This window comes from Paenibacillus rigui (assembly GCF_002234615.1).
Classification (GTDB): Bacteria; Bacillota; Bacilli; order Paenibacillales; family NBRC-103111; genus Paenibacillus_S; species Paenibacillus_S rigui.
The window spans coordinates 20,147-41,057 of sequence record NZ_NMQW01000047.1; the positions used below are offsets into that span (position 1 = coordinate 20,147).

The following is a 20,911-nucleotide window of genomic DNA, read 5'->3' on the forward strand; positions in this document are numbered from 1 at the left end:
TCTCATCTACAGCTCTTCCTTGCCTGAACAAGAATGCCTACCTGAAGCGCCATACATAGAAGTGCTTAGCCTTGTTTGAAAAAGGGCAGAAGCCGCTTCCCGATCCTGCTTGTACGGGCTGCAAGGCAAATGGTCCGTTTGGCTCCCGCATCGTCGATTGGGATACAACGAAGCTCCGGGCCTTGCAAACGGGCCACCGCAATTTGCGGCAGAATTGTGATTCCGGCTCCCATCGCGACGTAGTTCGTGAGAAAATCCCCGAAGTTGACCTCCATTCGGATCTTCGGTATGAAGCCGTGCGCCGCCATCAATGCGGTAATTCGTTTGCGGATACTGCAGTTCGGCGGGTTGACGACCAGCTGCTCGTTTGCGAGATCGTTAATCGAGACCGATGATCGGACGGCCATTGGATGATTCGGATATACCACTGCGTAATAGGGCTCCTCGTAAAGCTCCATGCTCCATAGGCTTGTATATTCGGTCCAGCCTGGCTCACACTCCAGCAACGCCCCATCAATAGCGCCAAGACGAAGCTGCTCGTGCAGCTCGTGTGAGGTGCTGCGGACCATGACCTTGACATCCAGCTGCTCACGGCTCATCCTGTTTACGATTCGAGGTAAATCGTGCGCGGCAAGGCTGGGCAAGGAACCAATCGTAAATGTCTGCGATGCGCGGCCTGACAGCTCCGAACGGATCGCGTTCCATTCGGTGTAAACCGGCAATATTCGCTCATACAGTAATTTGCCTGCTTCCGTTAGCTCTACCCCCGTGGACGAGCGCTTGAACAAGGTCACATTGTAATAAGACTCCACGGCCCGAATTTGTTTGCTTAATGCAGGGTGCGATATGCACAGCTGCTCACTTGCCTTGGCAATACTTTTGTGACGAACGGTTTCAAGAAATCCTTCGATAAAATCAATATTCATCGCCGCTATACCTCACGTCTTTTTTAAGATAGGCTGCTTCCAACATACCAGAATGCGGACACGCTGGAAAGACGATTTGCGTGGGATCGATGCAACTTTTCGTTTCATCGGTGCTACTATATTGTCATTCGCATATCGTGCCCAAAAGCTTATGATATCCTCAGACCTGATGAGGAGATGATGAATATGAAAGTTAGTGTAATAGGAACCGGTCGAATGGGGACAGGGCTGGTAAGAAATCTGCACCCGGTGATGAGCAGACTTGTCTGGGGTTCTCGTAACCCGGCCGGGGCGCAGCAGCTTATTGAGAAGTATGGATTTAAAGGAGTCGAGGCCGCTGAGATTCAAACCGCCTTGCAAGCGGACATCATTTTTCACGCGCTTTGGTTTCGTGATTTGATTCCTTGGGCGGAATCGTGCAGGGAGCTCCTGAAAGGAAAAATATTGGTCGATCTCGTCAATCCGTTCACCGAAGATTTCAGTGATTTTACAATGGACTGGGGAACCTCCGCGGCCGAGGAGCTGCAGCACAAATTGCCGGAGACGAGCGTCGTCGGAGCCTTTAAAAATACATTTTTCCAGGTTCTCGAGAAACCTGTGCATCAAGGAACAGTAAGCGACGTATACGTCACATCGGATGATGAGAAAGCCAAGCTGGCAGTAATACAACTGCTTCAGGGGATCCCATTTCGCATCATGGACGCCGGCCGGTTAAGCAACAACCGAACCATTGAACGGATGACGTTGTTCGAACGGGAGCTGGCGATCCGGTATGGCCATTATCCTTATGTTTCATATCGTATTTTTGGGCAGGGTGATGAACAGGCTTAGAGGACATATTCCCTCTTGACTTCAATTTCATTCTAACATATTATGGAATGACAGTAAGTACTGACAGTCATGAGGATAGAGGGATGTTCATGAACAGCAACAGTCAAGTGGGCAGCGATGATAAGCTATTGTTGGCAGCCATTGATCTTATCTCGGAGAAAGGCTACAACGGTGTCACGACCAAAGAAATCGCGGCGGCCGCCGGTTTAAGCGAGAAAACACTGTTTCGTCATTTCGGAAGCAAGCAGAATCTGCTTGAAAGTGCTTTTGAGCGGTATCATTATGCCGCGGAGATGACAAAGCTTTTTCAAGAGAAGCTGGTCGGCGAATTGGAAAAGGATCTGCTTCTGATCAGCCGCACATATCACGAGCTTATGGACCGCAACCGGAAAATGGTTCAGATCAGCATCAAGGAAGAAGGCAATCTGCCGTGGTTCAAGGAAATCACGCAGAAGCATCCACGGCAGCTGCTCATTATTTTAACGGACTATTTCCGCAAGATGACAGAGGAGGGCAAGCTGGTCCGATCCAATCCGGAGCTGCAGGCACTTTCCTTTATGATGATGAATTTCGGGGCGTTCATGAACGATTTGAACTCGGGAGATAATTATTTTTCACATGTCACTTTGGATGAATTTACAACCGAAAGCGTACGTATCTTTGCTAGGGCTTTAACGCCCTAGCTTTTTAGCCCGTAATATGACAGTCAGTACAGACAGACATTTCTGGAGCTTGAAGAAAGGTGGATTTAGAGATGAAATCAAACGCTTCCCTTACCACAGGGGATAAATTGCTGCGAGTCTTGATGTTTACACTCGTCATTTCAATGATGAGCGGTTTAATGTTCAACATTGTACTGCCCGAGATTAGTGAGGAATTTCACCTTAGCATTTCTCAGGTCAGCTGGCTTTCCTCAGCCTATTTCCTTATTTATGCCATAGGGACGGTGACTTACGGGAAGCTGGCAGACAGCTATAAGCTGAAAAGCTTGCTTACCTTCGGGCTGCTCTTTTTTGCAGGGGGGTCTCTTATCGGGTTGGCTTCCCATACGTTCTGGATGGCACTGGCAGGCAGATGCTTGCAGGCTGTAGGTGCGGCCGCGATCCCGGCTACGGCGATGCTGATTCCTGTCCGTTATTTCACACCGGAGAAACGAGGAGCTGCCTTAGGCATGACAGCCGTTGGCCTGGCTCTGGGCAATGCGCTCGGTCCGGTCGTGGCTTCGCTTATCGTGAGTGTCGCTCATTGGCGCTGGCTATTCGCCGTGCCATTGCTGATCTTGATCACGCTGCCCTTTTACCGTAAATATTTGGGGGATGAGGAGCAGCAGGGTAATGGTGCCTTCGATGGAATTGGCGGCGGACTGCTTGCGGTTGCGGTGATGCTGCTCCTGCTAGGTGTAACGAACGGAGTCGGCTGGTATTTGCTCGGAGGCCTGCTGTGCATCGGATTATTTATAATTCGGATCCGTTCCGCAGCGAATCCGTTTGTTCAGCCTCGGCTGTTTGCCAATAAGAGGTTTACGCTGGGCTTAATCATCGCTTTTCTGGTTAACGGGATCGGCTTCTCGCTTTACTTTCTAAGTCCGCTGCTGCTCTCCCACGTACAGAAGCTGGAGCCGAGCTGGATCGGCTATGCTATGGTCCCCTCCGCAGCAGCCTCTGCGATACTGGGAAGAAAAGGCGGAAGGCTTGCGGATTTGAAGGGAAATCCGTATTTATTTTTCATTGCGTCCGGATCATTACTGGTCAGTTTCATACTGCTTTCCACCTTTACCGGAAGCTCTCCAGTATTCATTGCGCTGTTCCTTGTATTCGGTAATGTCGGTCAATCCTTTATGCTCATTGCCTTGTCCAACTCGGTGTCGACTACACTGCCCAAAGAGCAGGTCGGTGTAGGGATGGGGATGCTGTCGCTGCTGAACTTTATCGCAGGCGGTATGGCCACCGGGGTGTACAGCCGCGTGCTGGATGCCGGTGCGTCTATCCAATGGAACCCGGTGCAGCTGTTGGCAGGAGAGGGAACGATTTTCAGCAACATTTATTTCGTTCTTGCACTGATGCATGCAGCCATTCTTTTGTTCTACTATTTGCAATTTGGCCGTGCAAGGCAGGCTGTCGTTTCGGTTGAGGGTTGACGCTGCATTCTATAGAAGCCGCCGAATCATCGATGCCAAGCGGGCAATGCCATTGTCCAGGTCGTCCAAAGAAGCATAGGCATACGATATGCGCAAAAACGACTGCTCATCCTTCGCATACAGGCTGCCTGGATTCAGTATGATGCCTTCTCTCAGCGCGGTTTCGAACAATTTGTGGAGCTGAACCGCTTGAGGGAGGCGCAGCCAGATGTAGAATCCGCCTGATGGCGTCGTCCATGAGCCTAACGTCCCCACATATTTCGCTAAGGCGGCCATGGCGATGCTCCTGCGTAAGAAAAGCTGCTCCCGCACGAATCGGATGTGCTCTTGATATAACCCGCTGGACAGCCATTCCGCTGCCGCCCATTGCGACAACGCACTTGATTCGTAGTCCGTTTGCATCTTAATATCGGCAAGCCGGTTAATGACAGGCTCCGGGCCGATGACCCACCCGATACGAAGCCCGGGACTGCTTGTCTTGGATAGGCTCCCCACATAGAGTACGCTGCCGGTTGTATTCATAGCCTTCAACGGTTGAGGCGGGGGTGTATCGATCCACAAATCTCGGTAGACATCATCCTCAATCAGCGGCAGTCCCTCGGCTGTGCAGACTTCGAGCAGTTGGTCCCGCCTCTTCGGGCTCATGACAATGCCTGTCGGATTATGAAAGGTAGGATTGGTGTAGAGCAATGCACCGTTAAATTGTTTCTTATATTTAGGGATCAGCGAAGCTTGCAAGCCTTGTTCATCCATAGGCAGCCCGGTCAGTCTCATGCCTGCCGATTGAAAAATAGGCACCGAGTACAAGTAAGAGGGCTTTTCAAGCAATACGGTTGAGCCGCGGTGCAACAATCCGATGGATAGGAGATGCAGCGCCTGAAGAGCCCCTGACACGATAAGTATGGAGGAAGGGGAGGCCGTAATGCCGTACTCCTTCACGTATTGTGCGACCTGCTGTCTCAGCATGTAATTCCCTTTGGGCTCCTCATACCCAAGGGGAATTGTTTTTTGGGACAACGATTGAAGGATGCTCCTCATTTGTTGACCCGGCAATAAATCCGATGCCAATTCCCCTGTGCCCAGACGAATCATATCCGTACGAAACTCGGCCTCATTAATTTCCTGAACGGCATTCAGATTGGAAGCCTGGATGCCGCCGCGCACATACGATGTCCAATCCGGCGGCGGATTGGAGGTTAGCTGGCTCCACGAATAAGGAGCAACCGTTGTACCTCCTCCGCGGTTCCCCTCAACAAATCCGTCTGCGGTCAGCTCCTCCAGCGCCATCACGACGGTACTTCGGTTCACGTCAAATGCATCCGCCAGCTTTCGCTGCGAAGGAATTTTCGTTCCGACCGGCCATTCGCCATGTATGATTTTATCCTTAATAAATTGTGCAATTTGAATATGTAAAGAAAGAGGGGAAGTGCGGTTCGGCTTCCAGTCCAGCTTGTCCATGGGTGTTCCTCCGATCGGCGGGCCGAAGTCCGCGGTTGTCATGGCCCTATTATACAACTTGGTTGGTTTGTTATCCATCCAAATGGCTGGAGCCAAAAGCCGAAGTTTATTTTACAATGAATCGACATCACAACGAGAAAAGAGAGGCTGCAGCATGTGGGAAGCATCGATTCATGGATTTTTACTGGCGTTAGGCTTGATTTTGCCTTTAGGGGCACAAAATTTATTTATTTTTACCCAAGGTGCGTATCAGACCCGACTCATACGGGCATTGCCGTCGGTGATCACAGCGGCCGTTTGCGATACGTTGATGGTTGCTCTGGCTGTGCTGGGGATATCGGTTGTCGTATTTAAGTTTGTTTGGCTCCAAACGATGCTGTTCGGTATGGGCAGCGTATTTCTGTTGTATATGGGATGGGCGATTTGGAATAGGGGGCCGTCGAACGGACAAGCCGGGGAAGCAAAGCTCTACAGTGCCCGGAAGCAGGTCGTGCTTGCCGTATCCGCATCCCTGCTGAACCCCCATGCGATACTGGATATGATCGCCGTCATCGGTATGAATTCCCTTCGCTACAGCGGGATGGAAAAAGTCGCTTTTACGGGGGCGGTGATTTCCGTTTCATGGCTATGGTTCATAGGGCTGGCTGTGGCTGGAAGGATGCTGGGCAGGCTGGATCCAACCGGCAGTTGGATGAGGACAATCAACAAATGCTCGGCGGTGCTTATTTGGGGAACGGTTCTGTATATGGGATGGCAGTTATTGCGATAGCCAGTCACAATCCGACCTTGAATGTCAGTGAAGCATTGTGCCCGCCGGGCGCGGACCCTTCACCGTTGTCCACAGCACTAGAGCCCCGCTGGCCAAGGCGATAAGGAAACAGCTGCCGGCTATGATCGGAAGAAGCGACCATTCCAGTAGGGATAAGCCGAGCAAGGTTTGCCAGCCGATAGCGATTAATCCAAGCACGTAGGCTATGCCCGTGAGATGAACTACCGCCCGGCGTGTTTTTTGCGTCAAGCTGGCCTTTTCCGTGAGCCAAGCGACGAGTGGAATAGCTTGCAGAGCATGAAATCCGAGCCCGTGAAGCCAAATGATATTTCCGTGCAAGCCGACATACCGTCCCGCATTAATCGAAATCCAAATGCCTGCCGCGAACGAAAGCATAACAGCCAGCATGGAATAGCGGATGCTCAGGACAAGCAGGGGCTGACGCAAATAAGCTTTTCGCCGGAAATACGCAACCGCGAGGAACAGGTAGAACAATACGAGCAGCAGCGCGACAAAAGCAAATCCGGAGCCGACTGCGACGTCCCAGGGAGAGCCCCCTTTAACGAATCTGGGGTTGACCCCGCGAAAGTTTTGGATTGTCTCCGCTCCGTAAGAATAAAGGGCAAGCAGAATGTAAGACCCGCGGAACAAAGCCCGGCTTTTCGAGCCCAGTGCGGATAATGGACTGATCGCCGCTGTCGACAGAAGAAATATGCCCAATGCTGCGTTAAAGGAAACGGCCTTGGACACGTCGCCCTTGGGCGCGACCTCCCCGCCATACATCATCACCCATACCGCGCATATACCGGCAAGCAGGAATCCGAGCAATCCGGTCACAACAAGCCATTTTTCTCCTTGAAAAAGCTTCACGGCACCTTCCGACGTCTCTCTTGTATAGTCTGTTACCTGCACTTCATCCTTCATACTCATGGTCATTTCCCCTTTAGATCATTTCAAATTTCGATGACCTCATTGTAACTTGGGGAACATTTCCAACCTATTGGCGCAGGTCCAGACTTAATCCTGGACTTTGGTCGGGAATTCCGGGGTGGCGCGCGGCCAGCTGCGAAATTCGGAGGGCGCAACCCCGATTTTGTGCTTGAACGCTTTGGAGAAATGAAAAATATCATGAAAGCCCGTTGCATGGGCAATTTCTCCGATGGTCAGCTCAGAAGCAACCAGCAGCTGCTTTGCCTTTTCCAATCTTCTCTCGTACACGAAAGCCATAGGCGTCATACCCAGATGATTTTTGAAAAACCGGATGAAGTAATTCGGGTGGTGGTGAACCACCTCCGAGAGCTGGGCTACCGTCAGGTCCTGGGCCAGATGGTCATCAATATATTGAATAACGGAGCTCAATTTATGTTCGCTTCGGGGGGGATGAACCCCGGGAACCGCTTGTACCGCCTGTTCTATGAAATCAGCCGCAACATCCAGCAGCGCCGCCTGAATTCGAATGGACCGTGCGGGGCCCCGTTCCTGCTGGTAGGCGTTCACGAGTTTTTCGAAGGCCGACACGATTCTATCCGGGCTGGAGGCATCCAGACAGTAAGGCAGTTGGAACAAGGAAAACAGGGGAATGAAGCTCAGATTGGAAGTAAAGTGGCACCAATACATGGAGTATGTATTATCAGGATCTGTGACGGAATAAAACTGGGTCAAGCCAGCGGGGGCGAACACCAGCTGTCCCGGCTTTGGAGCAAGGGTTTGGCCGTTAATCATCATACGTCCTTCACCCTCTGTGATGAAGTAAATTTTGCTGTAGGCCGGCTTGAACGGACCTTGTGTCCAATTCGGTTTGCATTTGCTTAGCAGCGATATGATCAGTTCAACCTTCACTTCGGCCAAAAAATGACTGATGGCAACATGATTTTGAGGTAACATGGGGATTTTCACCTTTGTCTAATAGGATTAAGGACTGCTGTAAAAAGTTAGTTTGGTACAAATTCGGGTTAATCGCATCCATATGGATTATATCACAGCCATCATACAATAGAGGGGAAGGTTCAAGAAGACGGAGGTATAACCAGATGACTCATAAGGATATGTATATGGATAATGCGGAGGCTGAAGCAGCGGAGCAGCTCCTGACGGATGCGGAGTACACAGGGGAGGTGCAGGACCGCCGTCTCGCCTGGTGGCGCGAAGCCCGATTCGGAATGTTCATTCATTGGGGACTGTACTCCTTACTTGGCGGGATGTGGAAGGGGAAGGCGGTACCAGGGGCATATGGGGAGCATATTATGCTGCGTGGACAAATCCCTGTAAAGGAGTATGAGAACCTCGCGAGCGCATTTCATCCCGTTCATTACAACGCTGAGGCATGGGTCCAGGCTGCCAAAGCTGCAGGAATGAAATATTTGGTGATTACCGCCAAGCATCATGATGGGTTCGCCCTGTATGATTCTGCCGTATCGGATTTTAACATCGTGAAGCGAACGCCTTACGGGAAGGATCCGATGAAGGCATTGGCGGCAGCCTGCCACAAGGAAGGCGTGAAGCTGTGCTTTTATTATTCCCATGCGATGGACTGGCATCATCCCGATTCACAGGGCAATACCCATGATTATCCCAACAATATCGGAGCGTGGGACCCGCTGGAGTCCTGGGTAGATGATGAGGACAAGAGGACGCGGTACGAGCGGTATTTGAACGAAAAGGCATTCCCTCAGCTGAAGGAGCTGCTGACGCAGTACGGTGAAGTCGCCGTCATCTGGTTTGATTGCGGCCATAAGATCACTGACGAGCAGGGACAACGCTTTGTTGATTATGTCCGCAGTATTCAGCCGAATTGTTTGGTGAACCGTCGGGTGCGAAGGGACGGCTTTGGAGATTACGGCAATTCCGGAGACAATCAGCTGCATATCCGCATCCATCGCAAGGATTGGGAATCCATCCATACGATGAATGATTCCTGGGGTTATAAGAAGAATGATCACCATTGGAAATCCGTAAAGTCTATTTTGCATAACATGCTTGATGTATTTAGCTTGAACGGCAACTACCTGCTCAATGTAGGACCTACACCGGAAGGGGAGTTTGATGCAAATTCAAAGGAGATTTTGCAGCAATTGGGGCGTTGGATGGCCATGAATGGAGAAAGTGTGTATGGTACGGTCGGTTCGCCGATAGCCAAGCCGCAATGGGGACGCTGCACGGTGAAAGGTCAGAAGCTGTTCTTGCATGTGTTCGATTGGCCGTCCAACGGCAAGCTTATTGTTTCAGGGCTTCGGAATCGCATCGATAAAGCTTATTTATTAGCTGATCCTGGACGGATGGCATTGGAGCATCGCCGATTGTATAAGGAGGATGTGGAAATCATTGTACCTTTCGAGCCGCTCGATCCGTATGCAACGGTCGTCGTTATTGAGGTGGAGGGAGAGATTGATGCGGATCCCATACCGCTTTTGTATCCCTCGGAAGGCGGACATGTGCTTGGTGCCTTTGACGGGGACATCGAGGGCGATATGCTGCGTTACGATACCGGCAAAGAGGGGCGCGATGTGGTTACGAACTGGGTGAATGCCGCAGACAGTATCCACTGGACGTTCCGTACCGAGGAGCCAGGATATTATGAGGTGAGGATTGTTTATGGTGCGGCTGAGGGGAAAGCAGGAGGCACCTATCGTATCGAATGCGGGGGACAGCGATTGGATGGGGTGGTGACTCCGAATGGCGGGGGCTACGATTTTATCGAGGCATCTGTCGGAAATCTGGATCTTCGGCAGCCTGGTACGTACCGGCTTACGGTGTATGCGGCTGAACTCATCGGTGAAAACTTAATGAATCTCAAGGAAGTCCGTTTACTGCATGCTACCTGAATAGGATATTATTTAACGAACCGGGATGTGATTTTAGATCATACCCGGTTTTTGCCGTTCTCATCGTTGTTACCGTTCTATTCTAGCTTAATCCTCATTGAAAGTCTGTCATATTCTTGCTGCCTACCCAGTATCCTGTAAAGAGTCATTCACATCATGGGATCACTGCAAATTTCAGGGATGGGGGGGCTGCACTATACGTCTATCCAGGCTGCGGATTTATGCAGCGATCATGCTTTTCGCGGTCGGGATCATCTTCATGCTTCAGCCTTGGTGGGAACGCAATACCCTTGAGAAGCAGCGGCTTGCCATACTGGACGGGTGGGACACGCAGCAGCAGGCGATATCTTCGGCGATGGAGTCCAGGGAGCTGCAGCAGCTGCAGCCCGTTACGCTGAGCCATGCGGGCAAGTCTGCTCCATCCGAGCCTCAGGTAAAACCGATATACCTGGATGGCTACGCCGTACTGGGGACGCTGTCCATCGAGAAGCTTAACCTTCGGGAGCCAGTGCTGAAGGGTGCCGACCCTGAGTCGTTGAAAGTAGGCGTCGGCCTGGTGGAGACGGATCGTAAACCGGGAAGGACTGGGAATGTAGCGATTGCAGGACACCGAAGCTGGACCTTCGGGAAGCAATTCAGCCGTTTGAATGAGCTGGCCACAAAGGATCGTATCGTGCTTTCAACGACCGATCAATCTTATGAATACGTCGTCACATCAACGTTTCTTGTTGAACCGGACGATCTGTCCGTTCTGGAATCAACGAAGGATAAGGCTGAATTGACGCTTATTACTTGCGAACCTAAGTACAATCCAACACACCGACTCATTGTAAAAGCAGAATTGATAAAGACAGGCGCAAAGGAATGAGTAAGGGGAAAGGGCTAAAATGAGGCGATTGATAAAGGGGCAAGCATGGATATGGTCGCTGCTGCTTCTTTGGAATGCTGTATTCGTCCCGATGTCTGCTTTGGCGGCTGATCTGGCTGCTGAAGGAATCCAGCTCGAGATGAGAAGCACAGCGTCCGTTGTGGATTCCGGCAATAAATTCACCTATGAACTGGATTACAGTGTGTCCAGTACCACTCAACCGTTTACGGACGCCAACATTGTTTTGCCGCTTCCGAAGGAGCTGAAATTTGATTCTGCGTTGGATGCGGGTGACACAGCCTATTCCTATGATGCTTTGACCCACACCGTTACCTTTCATTTCAAGCAGGCCATTAAAGCCGGTACAACGGGAACGCTTCAGGTGAACGCTTTTTTTCCTAATTACGTTACACCTGACGGAACGTCGGTTAAGGCGCAGGGGCAGTTTCAAAGCGGACAAGGCAGCAAGCTGTCCAATACCGTGACAGTTACCTCGCGCGCCTCTGTCGAATGGCAGCTCACGAAGGAAAGGAGCCGACCTGTGAAGGAGGTTCTGCCTGAGCCGGGAGGTGAAGTGGAATATAAGCTGACGCTGCGGGATATCAAAACGAGCGCATCCGGCAGGCTGGAGCTGCGCAATGTTGTTTTGCAGGATAATTTGCCTCAAGGAGCCCAGTTGATTTCAACTCGCCCGACGGCCGATCTGGTGGAAGGCAGCCGAATCACTTGGAGATTGGGGACATTCGGGGAGAGCGTAAGCTCCAAAGATGTCTGGGTCAAGGTCAAATACCCTTCCGATATCTCAGGAGAGGTTACCAATGCAGCAACAGCGACGTTTACGCCGCTAAACAAGCCTGAAATGACATTGAACGCACAGACGAGCCACGGGTTCACGAATCAACCTGGGCATGTGGAAAGCGGGTTTCTGAAGTGGGTGCATGACGGTCAAAAGGAAGTGTCGCCTGGACAAGAGGTCAATTTTTATATCGGTAATCTGTACAGCCAGTCCAATATTGAGCTGCGAAATTATGAGCTGATCGATAGGACACCGGATCACTTGACCCTGCTTCAGATGTTTACGCCGACCTTCAACGGTATCGCTTCGTATGCCGTCGAATATTCGGTTACGGATAGCGTCTACGGTCCTTGGATTCCATGGAAAACCGTCAGAGCGGACCAGAGGCAAACCCTAAAGGTCAGTGATGTGCCCGTGTCCGGTGTTGAGGTGAAAGGATTCAAATTGGTGTTCGGGAACGTTCCTGTCGACTTTAGCCAATCGGGGAATTTCGAAATCCGGTATAAGCTCGATCCGAATTTAAGTGTTCCTGTGACACCCGACGAGAACGTCAAAATTACGAATACGGCGCTTCTGAAGTACAGCTTTGAGGGCAAGCCCTATGAGGAGAGCCGAAGCGCTTCTGTTTACGCGGTGCAAAATCGTCCCTTGGTTGAAGTGATCAAAAAGACGATCAATGGCACGAATTTCATTCCGGGCGATACAGTGAAGTACCGAATCTCGGTACGCAACACCGAATTCAGCAGCAAGGACTTGACCAACCCGATCATCGAGGATCTGCTGCCGTCCGCATTGGAATATGTTCCGGATACTGCAATCCTGCTCCAGGACAGCGGACTTCAGCTTCCTTCACCAAAGCTGGAGCAGCTAACGGATGGTGCAACAGGACGAACCTTGCTGCGATGGAGCTGGAACGACGCAAATCCGGCAGTTCTTGGTGTAAATAAGACCGTAGAGCTTGAATTCCAAGCGAAGATCAAGGCCGGCACGAGTACCGGTTACATTGACAATGTGGCGGAAGTGACCTCAGAGCAGGATGCGTACCTGAACAACGCCGATTTTGTCAAAAAGATTTATAAAGGCGGTAAATGGTATCTGTATAACAATGCACCAATATATGTGAATTCCGCAGTGAAGCTGGAATCTGTGAAATGGGTGCAGGGGGATTTGGACGGAACGAATTGGACCCAGTATCCGAACAAAGGAATCACGACACCCGGAGGCAAGGTGGAATATAAGCTGCAAGTCACCAATGTCGGCAATATTCCGGTAAAAAGCCTGCTGCTGATCGACGCCCTCCCCAGGGTTGGCGATAAAGGGGTCATTGACAGTTCGCCGCGCGACAGCGGCTGGAGTCCCGTGTTAACAAGCAAACTAACGACCGAGAATTACATCACAGTGTACTATACCTCCGATACGTCCATTTCCATGAGCGGAGGCCATTGGTCCTCGGAACCGCCTCAAGACTTGACTACGGTCACAGGACTTAAATTCGTCTTCTCCGATCAGCATGTGATAGCTCCGGGAGCGCAAGAGGAATTGAGATGGGTGATGCGCGCCCCCGTTCAAGCACCTGCAGATGGGCAAGCTGCCTGGAACTCCTTCGGTTACACCGCCAAGCGTGCAGATAACGGAAAATCACTCTTGGCCACCGAGCCGCTTAAAGTCGGGATGGTTGTGCAGGAGGATGATAACGGCGAAATCGGCAACTATGTTTGGCGTGACAGAAACGAAGACGGGATCCAGAATGAACCGCCTGAGCTCGGAGTGAACGGGATTCCGGTGGAGCTGTACAACGCCTCCGGTACCAAGGTCCAATCGACCATTACTGGCAATGATTATAATGGGAACCCGGGATATTATCTTTTTACTAATCTGGCTGCCGGCACGTACAAGGTCAAATTTATTTTACCTGAAGGCTATGAAGGATGGGTGACACCGAACCGGGCGGACGACACGGCTGACTCGGATCCGAATGCCGAAGGATGGACAGAGGATATCCGGCTTCGCGCGGGGGAGAAGAATGTCACTGTGGACGCCGGGCTGCTTCCGCCGAAGGGCAGCATTGGAGACAAGGTTTGGCTGGACTCGAACGGGAACGGCTCCCAAGATCCGGGGGAGGCCGGCAAGGACGGCGTAACCGTTGACTTGTTCGACAGCCATGGCTTTCTGCTGGCATCTACGCTAACCTCTAACGGGGGAATCTATGCATTCAACGGACTGCCTCAAGGTGTTTATGAGGTACGGTTCCAGCTTCCAGCCGGGTATGCGTTCACGAACCAGGGAGACGGGAGCCAGCCTGAAACGGACTCCGATTCGGATGCGGCCGGGAAGACGAACCCTGTCCTCCTGCACTGGAAGGAATCTATTGCTACCATTGATGCCGGATTGATTGAGCCCAAGGCAAGCCTAGGCAACCGTGTATGGATCGATGCGAACGCGGACGGGAAGCAGGATGCCGGGGAGTCCGGGCTTAACGGAGTGACTGTCCGGCTGCTGAACGAGAGTGGAGCGGAAGTTCAAACGACGTCAACTGTACAAGATACTGTATACGGTGACGGCTACTATTTGTTCGATAAGCTGTGGGCTGGGAAATATAGCGTACAGTTTATACTCCCGGGCAGCTCCTACCGGTTCACGGCGCAGGGGACAGATCCGCTGTCCGATACAGATTCCAATGCGGATCCGGTAAGCGGGAAAAGCGGACTTCTGGTATTAGGCCAAGGAGAGGCCAATCCAACCGTTGATGCAGGTTTAACAAGGGTACAGCAGCCGCCAACGCCGGCCAGCTTGGGGGATTATGTCTGGATCGACGAAAATGGCGACGGAATTCAAAATGACGGGAACACCGGCTTAAACGGAGTTGTTGTCAAATTGTACGATAGCGGCGGCCTGCTTCGCGGCTCGACGGTTACGTCTTCTGTCTATCAATCCGTATATAACTCCGTCTATCACTCTGTTTACAGCAGCAGCGGCTATTATCAATTCCTGAACCTGCTGCCTGGAGACTACACCGTAAGCTTCGAGGCACCGGACGGATATACATTTACGCAAAAAGGTGCAGGTTCTGACAGTGCGAACGATTCTGACGCACATGCGGATGGCATCACCGACCTCATCAGGCTTGCGGCAGGGCAGACGAACTTGACGGTCGACGCAGGCCTGAAGCGGACTTCGAATCCCCCTGTACATGGAAGCCTCGGAGATTATGTCTGGATTGACGAGAATGGGGACGGTGTCCAAAACGGCGGGGAAGCAGGGCTTAATGGTGTACCTGTTCAATTGTACAATGACACCGGTCAACTGCTTGGCAGCACGGTGACAGGCTCTGTATATGGCAGCACCGGGTACTACGCATTCGGCGGCCTGGTGGAAGGAAGGTATAAGGTGAGGTTTGAGCTTCCTTCCGGCTACGCATTTACCGTTAAAGGAGCAGGAGATAACCGTTCGGCTGATTCGGATGCGGATGCCTCCGGTTGGACGGAGGATATCCTGCTGGCTGCCGGCCAAAACAATAGATCCATCGACGCCGGAGTGAAGAAGCTGGCCGAGCATCCTCAAGAGAAAGCAACCCTCGGGGACAGAGTCTGGATTGACTCGAATCTCGACGGCGTACAAAACGATGGTGAGCCGGGAGTGAAGGGGCTTTTCGTACATCTGCTGAGTGAGGATGGGCGCCAGCTGGCATCGACGGTGACAGGCTCCGTCTATGGCAAGGAAGGGATATACAGCTTCGGCCAACTCGATCCGGGCAAGTATACCGTGCAGTTTGAGCTTCCGAGCGGCTATGAATTTACCACGCCGTACAAAGGCGCAGACAGGTCAGCAGATTCCGATGCGTCGGCCGACGGAAGGAGCGGGAGCATCGAGCTTGCTGCCGGAGAAACGAACCTGACGATCGACGCCGGCTTGATTCCAGCGGATGACGGCGGTGGCGGCCCTGGGCCAGAGAAGCCGAACGCAAGACTGGGCGACTTTGTTTGGGTAGATACGAACGCAGACGGCATGCAGAATGAAGAAGAGCCGGGATTGAACGGAGTGCTTGTTAGGATTCTAAGCGCAGATGGTATTCCGATCACTTCGACGGTAAGCGGTGCGGTGTATGGCCAATCCGGGTATTATTCCTTCGACAATTTGCAAGCCGGTAAGTACATTGTGAAGTTCGATCTTCCTTCCGGGTACCTGTTCACGCTTTCCGGTACCGGACCTGACAAGCAAAAGGATTCCAATGCTTCTGCGGAGGGGAGAACCGATGTCATTCAGCTTGCTGCCGGAGAAATCAATCTGGGTGTCGATGCAGGGCTGCGGATTAGAAAGCATGACTCCGGCTCCGGGTCAGGCGGTTCCGGCGGTTCGGGCGAGCCTGGAGGCTCCGGTGGCGGCAGCAGTCCCGGTTCTCCTCCAACGGGAGGAGGGGGACAGCCGGGGCAGGAGAATCAGCCGGGAACGAATAAACCCGGTAATCCTGATCCTGCACAGCAGCCTGGAGGGGAGCAGCAGGCCAAGGATCCGGATAAAGAAGAGGCACCGGGCAATGTCCCTTCCCAAGTACCGTCATCCGGTTCTGACAACGGGCAGGGCGGCGGAGGAGAGGAAGCCCCAGCCGGAAGCCCGGATCGGGCTGAAGAGATGCATTCGAAAGGCAGCCTGCCGTTAACGGGTGAATCCTTACCGCTAATCTCATTTATCGGCATCGCGTTGTGCGCGGCTGCCATCCTATTGGCAGCAAAAGGGAAACGGCAGCGAAGCTAACTAGTTTAGATTTGGCACCTGTTTCCACGGGAGAAGAGCATTTCTCGCCTTTTTTGGCGGGGGATGCTCTCTTTTTTTACAGTATGAAAAATGAAAAAAAGCCTACCCGCAATAGGGTAAGCCTGGTGTGTGTTTGTGCATTCTAAAATACTTTCGTTGTCCACGACTCGCAATTCCATGTGTCGGTTACGATATCGCGATAAAATTCGGGTTCGTGGGAAATCATCAGGATGCTGCCTTTGTACGCTTGGAGCGCCCGCTTCAGTTCATCCTTGGCATCGACGTCCAAATGGTTGGTCGGCTCATCGAGCACCAGCAGATTCGTTTCCCGGTTGATCAGCTTACACAAGCGAACCTTCGCTTTCTCGCCGCCGCTAAGAACAGCGATCTTGCTTTCAATATGCTTGGTTGTCAGCCCGCATTTTGCAAGAGCAGCCCGCACTTCAAACTGGGAGAACGAACGGAACTCGTTCCAAATCTCATCGATACAAGTATTGTAATTCGTTTCTTTCATCTCTTGCTCGAAATAACCGATTTGCAGAAGGTCACCGAGCTGTACCGATCCTTCCAATGCTTTAATTTCACCCAGAATGCTGCGAAGCAGCGTTGTTTTACCGATCCCGTTGGCACCGACAAGCGCAATCTTTTGACCACGTTCCATCCGGAGGTTAAGGGGCCTGGAAAGAGGGGAGTCGTAACCGATAACCAGATCCTTCGCTTCAAAAATAAGCTTGCCGGATGTTCTCGCCTCCTTGAATTGAAACTGTGGCTTCGGCTTTTCCTTCGCCAGCTCAATGACGTCCATCTTGTCGAGCTTCTTTTGTCTGGACATGGCCATGTTGCGGGTAGCGACACTGGCTTTGTTGCGGGCCACGAAGTCCTTCAAGTCCGCGATCTCCTGCTGCTGGCGTTTATAAGCCGATTCCAGCTGCTGTTTTTTCATTTCGTAGACTTGCTGGAAATGGTCGTAATCCCCGACATAGCGGTTCAATTCCTGATTTTCCATATGATAGATCAAATTAATTACACTGTTGAGGAAAGGGATATCATGTGAAATTAGAATGAATGCATTCTCATATTCTTGCAGGTATCGCTTCAACCAATCAATATGCTGCTCGTCGAGATAGTTGGTCGGCTCGTCAAGAAGCAGAATATCCGGCTTTTCCAGCAGCAGCTTGGCAAGCAGTACTTTCGTCCGCTGACCGCCGCTAAGATCGTTGACGTCCTTGTCCAGTCCGATATCGGTAAGTCCCAAACCACGGGCCGTTTCCTCGATCTTGGCATCTATCATGTAAAAATCCTGATTGGTTAATGTATCCTGAATGGTACCGACATCCTCAAGCAGCTGTTCAAGCTCCTCGGGCGTAACGTCGCCCATTTTGGCGTACATATCGTTCATCTCTTGTTCCATATCGAACAAATATTGAAATGCCCCTTTCAGGACATCCCGGATGGTCATGCCCTTGTTAAGCACGGCATGCTGATCCAGATAGCCGACACGCATTCGTTTGGACCATTCCACCTTGCCTTCATCGGGCTGCAGCTTCCCGGTAATGATGTTCATGAAGGTTGATTTACCCTCACCGTTAGCGCCGATAAGTCCGATGTGCTCGCCTTTGAGCAGGCGGAAGGATACATCGTTGAAGATTGCGCGATCTCCAAATCCGTGACTTAAACGTTCTACATTTAATATGCTCATGAGTGACACCTTTTCTTTTATCTTTTTAGTCTCATACATTATAAGCCAGAAGGGGGGATCAACTCAATGCGGTATGCTGCGGTTATAGTATTTTTATTCGGTAAAGCGGCTGAATTACCATCAATTGGCTTTCCTTAATATGTAGAATATGGTAATATGTTTACGAACGAATGTTCTGTGATGTTACGAGGTTCGAAATATTAGCCCCTAGGGAAGAAGGTGCTGTAATGAACACGACACGCTATTCGGAAATCGATGAGGTGATCTCATTCATACATGAGAATATTTATGATCCGCTTCCGCTCTCGCGATTGGCTTCTTATGCAGCCTATAGTCCGTATCACTTTTCAAGAATATTTAAGGAAAGAATGGGACTATCCCCGTTGTATTACGTATCTGCGATGCGGCTTCATAAGGCAAAGGATTTGCTGCTTCGAACGAATCTGAGTGTACGTGATATCGGATTGGAGGTCGGCCAACAAAGCCTAGGGACATTCACGACCCGGTTTACGGAAAAGGTAGGGGTAACACCGTCGGAGTTTCGCAACTCAAAGCTTCAGGCGAACAACCCACTGCAAATGCTGCAGGAAATGAACCTGCAACAGACTTCCTTTTCCAACCGGAGCCGACAGCTCTGTGTTGAGGGTTCGATACATTCCGATGTCCCTTTCAAGGGAGTAGTACTTATCGGTCTTTTTGCCAAGCCAATTCCCGAGGGGCTTCCCCTGTACGGTACGCTGGCTTCTTCTGAAGGCAGCTTTCGCTTTAGTAACGTGAAGCCGGGTACTTACTATTTGATGGCGACTTCGGTTTCCTGGGAGATGCAGGCAATGGATATTTTGCTGCCGCAAACAACCTTGCGTACCCGTTCAAGGACGCCCATCGTCGTTACTCCCCACTCTCAGGTTCCTTACCAGCAAGTCATACTTTATCCGCCGAGTCCGGACGATCCTCCGATATTGGTTTCCTTGCCAGTATTAATGAATAACTATATTGCCAAAGCTGCGCGGCATAGCAGCCGTAATAGCAATCGGTAAGAAATCCTTTCTGTGAAGACGGGTTAGAATGAGAAATATATTGTTAAGGAGAGGAAGAGAGAATTGAAATGATACATACGGAGAGTCAAACTAAGCCTGCTGTTGACCATGCGGATCTGAAGAAAAGTGTTTTATGGATTTATTATGTTATTTTTTTCGCTGTTTTGAATGAATCGGTTTTTAATGTATCGACTCCAAGCATCGCTCAACAGTTCGGGCTGGATGCAGCCGGCGTAAGCTGGGTGGTTACTATCTTTTTTATCGTCTTCGGCATGGGAATGGTCATTTTTGGGAAGCTTTCTGATATGTACAGTATCAAGAAGCTGATCACCATCGGAATTACGTTGTACACCTGTGGCTCGGTTCTAGGCTTCGTACTGCAAAACTGGTATGCTGGCGTCATTATAGCCCGGGCGATTCAAGGAGCAGGCGGTTCGGCCATTCCTGCGTTGGTTTTTGTCATGGTTGCCCGATTTTTTACAGCGGAGCAGCGGGGCAAAATGTTCGGCATCATCACCTCAACCGCATCCTTTGCGGTAGGAATTGGGCCTGTGCTTGGCGGTTATATCGCAGGCTCGTTCCATTGGGCCTTCTTGTTTCTCATTCCGCTCCCTGTGTTCGTTGCCGTTCCTTACTTCAGGAAGCTTCTTCCCCAGGAACAGCGTAAACCGGGGAAACTGGATTTTCTCGGTGCCATATTGCTTGGATTGGCTGTGTCCATGGTTATTTTATTTACGACAGAAGGCAATGGATTGTATTTGATTGTCGCTCTAATTGCCTTGGTACTTTTTATCGTTCAGATCAGAAGAGTGAAGGAGCCTTTTGTTGAACCGGCACTTTTTACCATTGCATTATATCGGTGCGCACTTATTCTAGGCTTTCTCATCTTCGGAACCGTCATGTCGGTCATGTTCGTCATTCCTCTTATGCTGCACAAGACATATGGATTAAGTACGGAAAGTATAGGCCTCATCATGTTTCCCGGCGCGATCAGCGCTGTGTTGTTCGGAAAAGTGGCGGGCAATTTGACTGTCAAGCGGGGCAGCCATTTCGTGGTCTATTTTGGTCTATCCTTAATAGCGCTCAGCCTCTTGCTTCAATCCTCGTCTGTCGGTCTTTGGGTGTGGTACATCGGAGCGGCGCTAGTCTTGATGTATATTGGCTTTTCCTTCGTGCAGACGGCACTGTCGGAGAGTGTAACACAAATTTTGCCGAAACATCAGATTGGTGTGGGTATGGGGCTCTTCAATATGATTTCGACCATATCAGGTGCCGTGGTAACAGCCTTCGTTGCTAAAGTGATGGAGAAAGAGATACTCAATTTTCCGATGCATCCTTTGCTCACAACGGCCAATGCCTACCTGTATGGGAATCTGATATTGCTGTTAAGCTTCATTGTTTTCTCAAGCGCGCTGATGTATTTCTTCACATTCGGCAAAAGCACTGTACAGCCGGTGAATGAAATGAGCTGACTAGATAATTTAAAATGATCATCATATTAAGGAGAGCATGGAGCTATGTGTCGTAATATCAAAACATTGTTTAATTTTGACCCGCCTGCCACGGATATGGAAATCTATGCAGCTTCACTCCAATTCGTGAGGAAACTATCGGGTTTTACACAGCCTTCGAAAGCTAACGAAGAAGCATTTGACCGTGCAGTAAAGGAAATCGCCGTGGTGGCCAGTGAACTATTAAGTTCTTTGGTCACGCAAGCGGATCCTCGAAACAGGGAAGTGGAGTTGGAACGTGCCCGGGCGAGAAATGCCAAAAGATTCGGAACCATGGAATAGGTTTCATTGGAATCTAGCTAAAGG

Annotated in this window: 15 protein-coding genes; 10 read left to right on the plus strand and 5 right to left on the minus strand. The window is 50.9% G+C overall.

Annotated elements, in window-relative coordinates; translation table 11 throughout:
• Positions 1-65: 65 nt before the first annotated feature.
• Positions 66-926, minus strand: a complete 861-nt coding sequence (locus tag CF651_RS25705) for a LysR family transcriptional regulator (RefSeq protein WP_094017735.1) — start codon at positions 924-926, stop codon at positions 66-68.
• 186 nt (positions 927-1,112) lie between these two features.
• Between CF651_RS25705 and CF651_RS25710 the strand changes: the two genes are divergently transcribed.
• The 3 genes from CF651_RS25710 to CF651_RS25720 all read left to right on the plus strand — a co-directional run bounded on the left by CF651_RS25710 (position 1,113) and on the right by CF651_RS25720 (position 3,894).
• Complete coding sequence (locus CF651_RS25710) at positions 1,113-1,757, plus strand: NADPH-dependent F420 reductase (RefSeq protein WP_245856160.1); 645 nt, start codon at positions 1,113-1,115, stop codon at positions 1,755-1,757.
• Positions 1,758-1,846: 89 nt separating this feature from the next.
• The gene (locus CF651_RS25715; protein WP_094017780.1) at positions 1,847-2,440 is read left to right on the plus strand and encodes a TetR/AcrR family transcriptional regulator; all 594 of its coding nucleotides are present in this window, start codon (positions 1,847-1,849) and stop codon (positions 2,438-2,440) included.
• Between the two features lie 71 nt (positions 2,441-2,511).
• Entirely contained in the window at positions 2,512-3,894 is a 1,383-nt protein-coding gene (locus CF651_RS25720; protein ID WP_094017737.1) for an MFS transporter, read from the plus strand.
• Between the two features lie 9 nt (positions 3,895-3,903).
• Here CF651_RS25720 and CF651_RS25725 read toward each other — a convergent pair whose 3' ends face one another.
• The gene (locus CF651_RS25725) at positions 3,904-5,352 is read right to left on the minus strand and encodes an aminotransferase-like domain-containing protein (protein WP_094017738.1); all 1,449 of its coding nucleotides are present in this window, start codon (positions 5,350-5,352) and stop codon (positions 3,904-3,906) included.
• 154 nt (positions 5,353-5,506) lie between these two features.
• On the opposite strand from CF651_RS25725, the gene CF651_RS25730 reads away from it, so the two are divergent.
• Entirely contained in the window at positions 5,507-6,121 is a 615-nt protein-coding gene (locus CF651_RS25730) for a LysE/ArgO family amino acid transporter (protein WP_094017781.1), read from the plus strand.
• A gap of 24 nt (positions 6,122-6,145) precedes the next feature.
• On the opposite strand, the gene CF651_RS25735 is transcribed toward CF651_RS25730, so the two are convergent.
• On the minus strand, positions 6,146-7,045 hold the full coding sequence (locus CF651_RS25735; protein WP_094017782.1) for a hypothetical protein: 900 nt from the start codon (positions 7,043-7,045) through the stop codon (positions 6,146-6,148).
• 93 nt (positions 7,046-7,138) lie between these two features.
• Positions 7,139-8,005: a helix-turn-helix transcriptional regulator gene (locus tag CF651_RS25740; RefSeq protein WP_094017739.1), complete on the minus strand. Its 867-nt coding sequence runs from the start codon at positions 8,003-8,005 to the stop codon at positions 7,139-7,141.
• 146 nt (positions 8,006-8,151) lie between these two features.
• Here CF651_RS25740 and CF651_RS25745 point away from each other — a divergent pair, with 146 nt between their 5' ends.
• From CF651_RS25745 to CF651_RS25755, 3 genes are all read left to right on the plus strand, one after another.
• On the plus strand, positions 8,152-9,942 hold the full coding sequence (locus CF651_RS25745) for an alpha-L-fucosidase (protein WP_094017740.1): 1,791 nt from the start codon (positions 8,152-8,154) through the stop codon (positions 9,940-9,942).
• A gap of 259 nt (positions 9,943-10,201) precedes the next feature.
• Positions 10,202-10,810 (plus strand): class D sortase, encoded by a 609-nt coding sequence (locus CF651_RS25750; protein WP_179232998.1) that lies wholly within the window; start codon positions 10,202-10,204, stop codon positions 10,808-10,810.
• Between the two features lie 19 nt (positions 10,811-10,829).
• The gene (locus CF651_RS25755) at positions 10,830-16,358 is read left to right on the plus strand and encodes an SdrD B-like domain-containing protein (RefSeq protein WP_094017742.1); all 5,529 of its coding nucleotides are present in this window, start codon (positions 10,830-10,832) and stop codon (positions 16,356-16,358) included.
• A gap of 142 nt (positions 16,359-16,500) precedes the next feature.
• On the opposite strand, the gene CF651_RS25760 is transcribed toward CF651_RS25755, so the two are convergent.
• Complete coding sequence (locus CF651_RS25760) at positions 16,501-18,057, minus strand: ABC-F family ATP-binding cassette domain-containing protein (protein ID WP_094017743.1); 1,557 nt, start codon at positions 18,055-18,057, stop codon at positions 16,501-16,503.
• A 227-nt stretch (positions 18,058-18,284) separates the two neighbouring features.
• Between CF651_RS25760 and CF651_RS25765 the strand changes: the two genes are divergently transcribed.
• The 3 genes from CF651_RS25765 (at position 18,285) to CF651_RS25775 (ending at position 20,887) form a co-directional block, all read left to right on the plus strand.
• Positions 18,285-19,094 carry a helix-turn-helix domain-containing protein gene (locus tag CF651_RS25765; RefSeq protein WP_094017744.1) on the plus strand — a complete coding sequence of 270 codons (810 nt, stop codon included), beginning with the start codon at positions 18,285-18,287 and terminating at the stop codon, positions 19,092-19,094.
• A 68-nt stretch (positions 19,095-19,162) separates the two neighbouring features.
• On the plus strand, positions 19,163-20,566 hold the full coding sequence (locus CF651_RS25770; protein WP_094017745.1) for an MFS transporter: 1,404 nt from the start codon (positions 19,163-19,165) through the stop codon (positions 20,564-20,566).
• 45 nt (positions 20,567-20,611) lie between these two features.
• On the plus strand, positions 20,612-20,887 hold the full coding sequence (locus CF651_RS25775) for a DUF2277 domain-containing protein (protein ID WP_094017746.1): 276 nt from the start codon (positions 20,612-20,614) through the stop codon (positions 20,885-20,887).
• Positions 20,888-20,911: the final 24 nt, after the last annotated feature.

Excerpts from the sequence above, each read along its gene's own strand:
- CF651_RS25705 (WP_094017735.1), bottom strand. The coding sequence starts at position 926 with ATGAATATTGATTTTATCGAAGGATTTCTTGAAACCGTTCGTCACAAA.
- CF651_RS25750 (WP_179232998.1), top strand. The coding sequence starts at position 10,202 with ATGCTTCAGCCTTGGTGGGAACGCAATACCCTTGAGAAGCAGCGGCTT.
- CF651_RS25715 (WP_094017780.1), top strand. The coding sequence starts at position 1,847 with ATGAACAGCAACAGTCAAGTGGGCAGCGATGATAAGCTATTGTTGGCA.
- CF651_RS25720 (WP_094017737.1), top strand. The coding sequence starts at position 2,512 with ATGAAATCAAACGCTTCCCTTACCACAGGGGATAAATTGCTGCGAGTC.
- CF651_RS25730 (WP_094017781.1), top strand. The coding sequence starts at position 5,507 with ATGTGGGAAGCATCGATTCATGGATTTTTACTGGCGTTAGGCTTGATT.
- CF651_RS25745 (WP_094017740.1), top strand. The coding sequence starts at position 8,152 with ATGACTCATAAGGATATGTATATGGATAATGCGGAGGCTGAAGCAGCG.
- CF651_RS25755 (WP_094017742.1), top strand. The coding sequence starts at position 10,830 with ATGAGGCGATTGATAAAGGGGCAAGCATGGATATGGTCGCTGCTGCTT.
- CF651_RS25735 (WP_094017782.1), bottom strand. The coding sequence starts at position 7,045 with ATGAAGGATGAAGTGCAGGTAACAGACTATACAAGAGAGACGTCGGAA.
- CF651_RS25740 (WP_094017739.1), bottom strand. The coding sequence starts at position 8,005 with ATGTTACCTCAAAATCATGTTGCCATCAGTCATTTTTTGGCCGAAGTG.
- CF651_RS25775 (WP_094017746.1), top strand. The coding sequence starts at position 20,612 with ATGTGTCGTAATATCAAAACATTGTTTAATTTTGACCCGCCTGCCACG.
- CF651_RS25725 (WP_094017738.1), bottom strand. The coding sequence starts at position 5,352 with ATGGACAAGCTGGACTGGAAGCCGAACCGCACTTCCCCTCTTTCTTTA.
- CF651_RS25710 (WP_245856160.1), top strand. The coding sequence starts at position 1,113 with ATGAAAGTTAGTGTAATAGGAACCGGTCGAATGGGGACAGGGCTGGTA.
- CF651_RS25760 (WP_094017743.1), bottom strand. The coding sequence starts at position 18,057 with ATGAGCATATTAAATGTAGAACGTTTAAGTCACGGATTTGGAGATCGC.
- CF651_RS25765 (WP_094017744.1), top strand. The coding sequence starts at position 18,285 with ATGAACACGACACGCTATTCGGAAATCGATGAGGTGATCTCATTCATA.
- CF651_RS25770 (WP_094017745.1), top strand. The coding sequence starts at position 19,163 with ATGATACATACGGAGAGTCAAACTAAGCCTGCTGTTGACCATGCGGAT.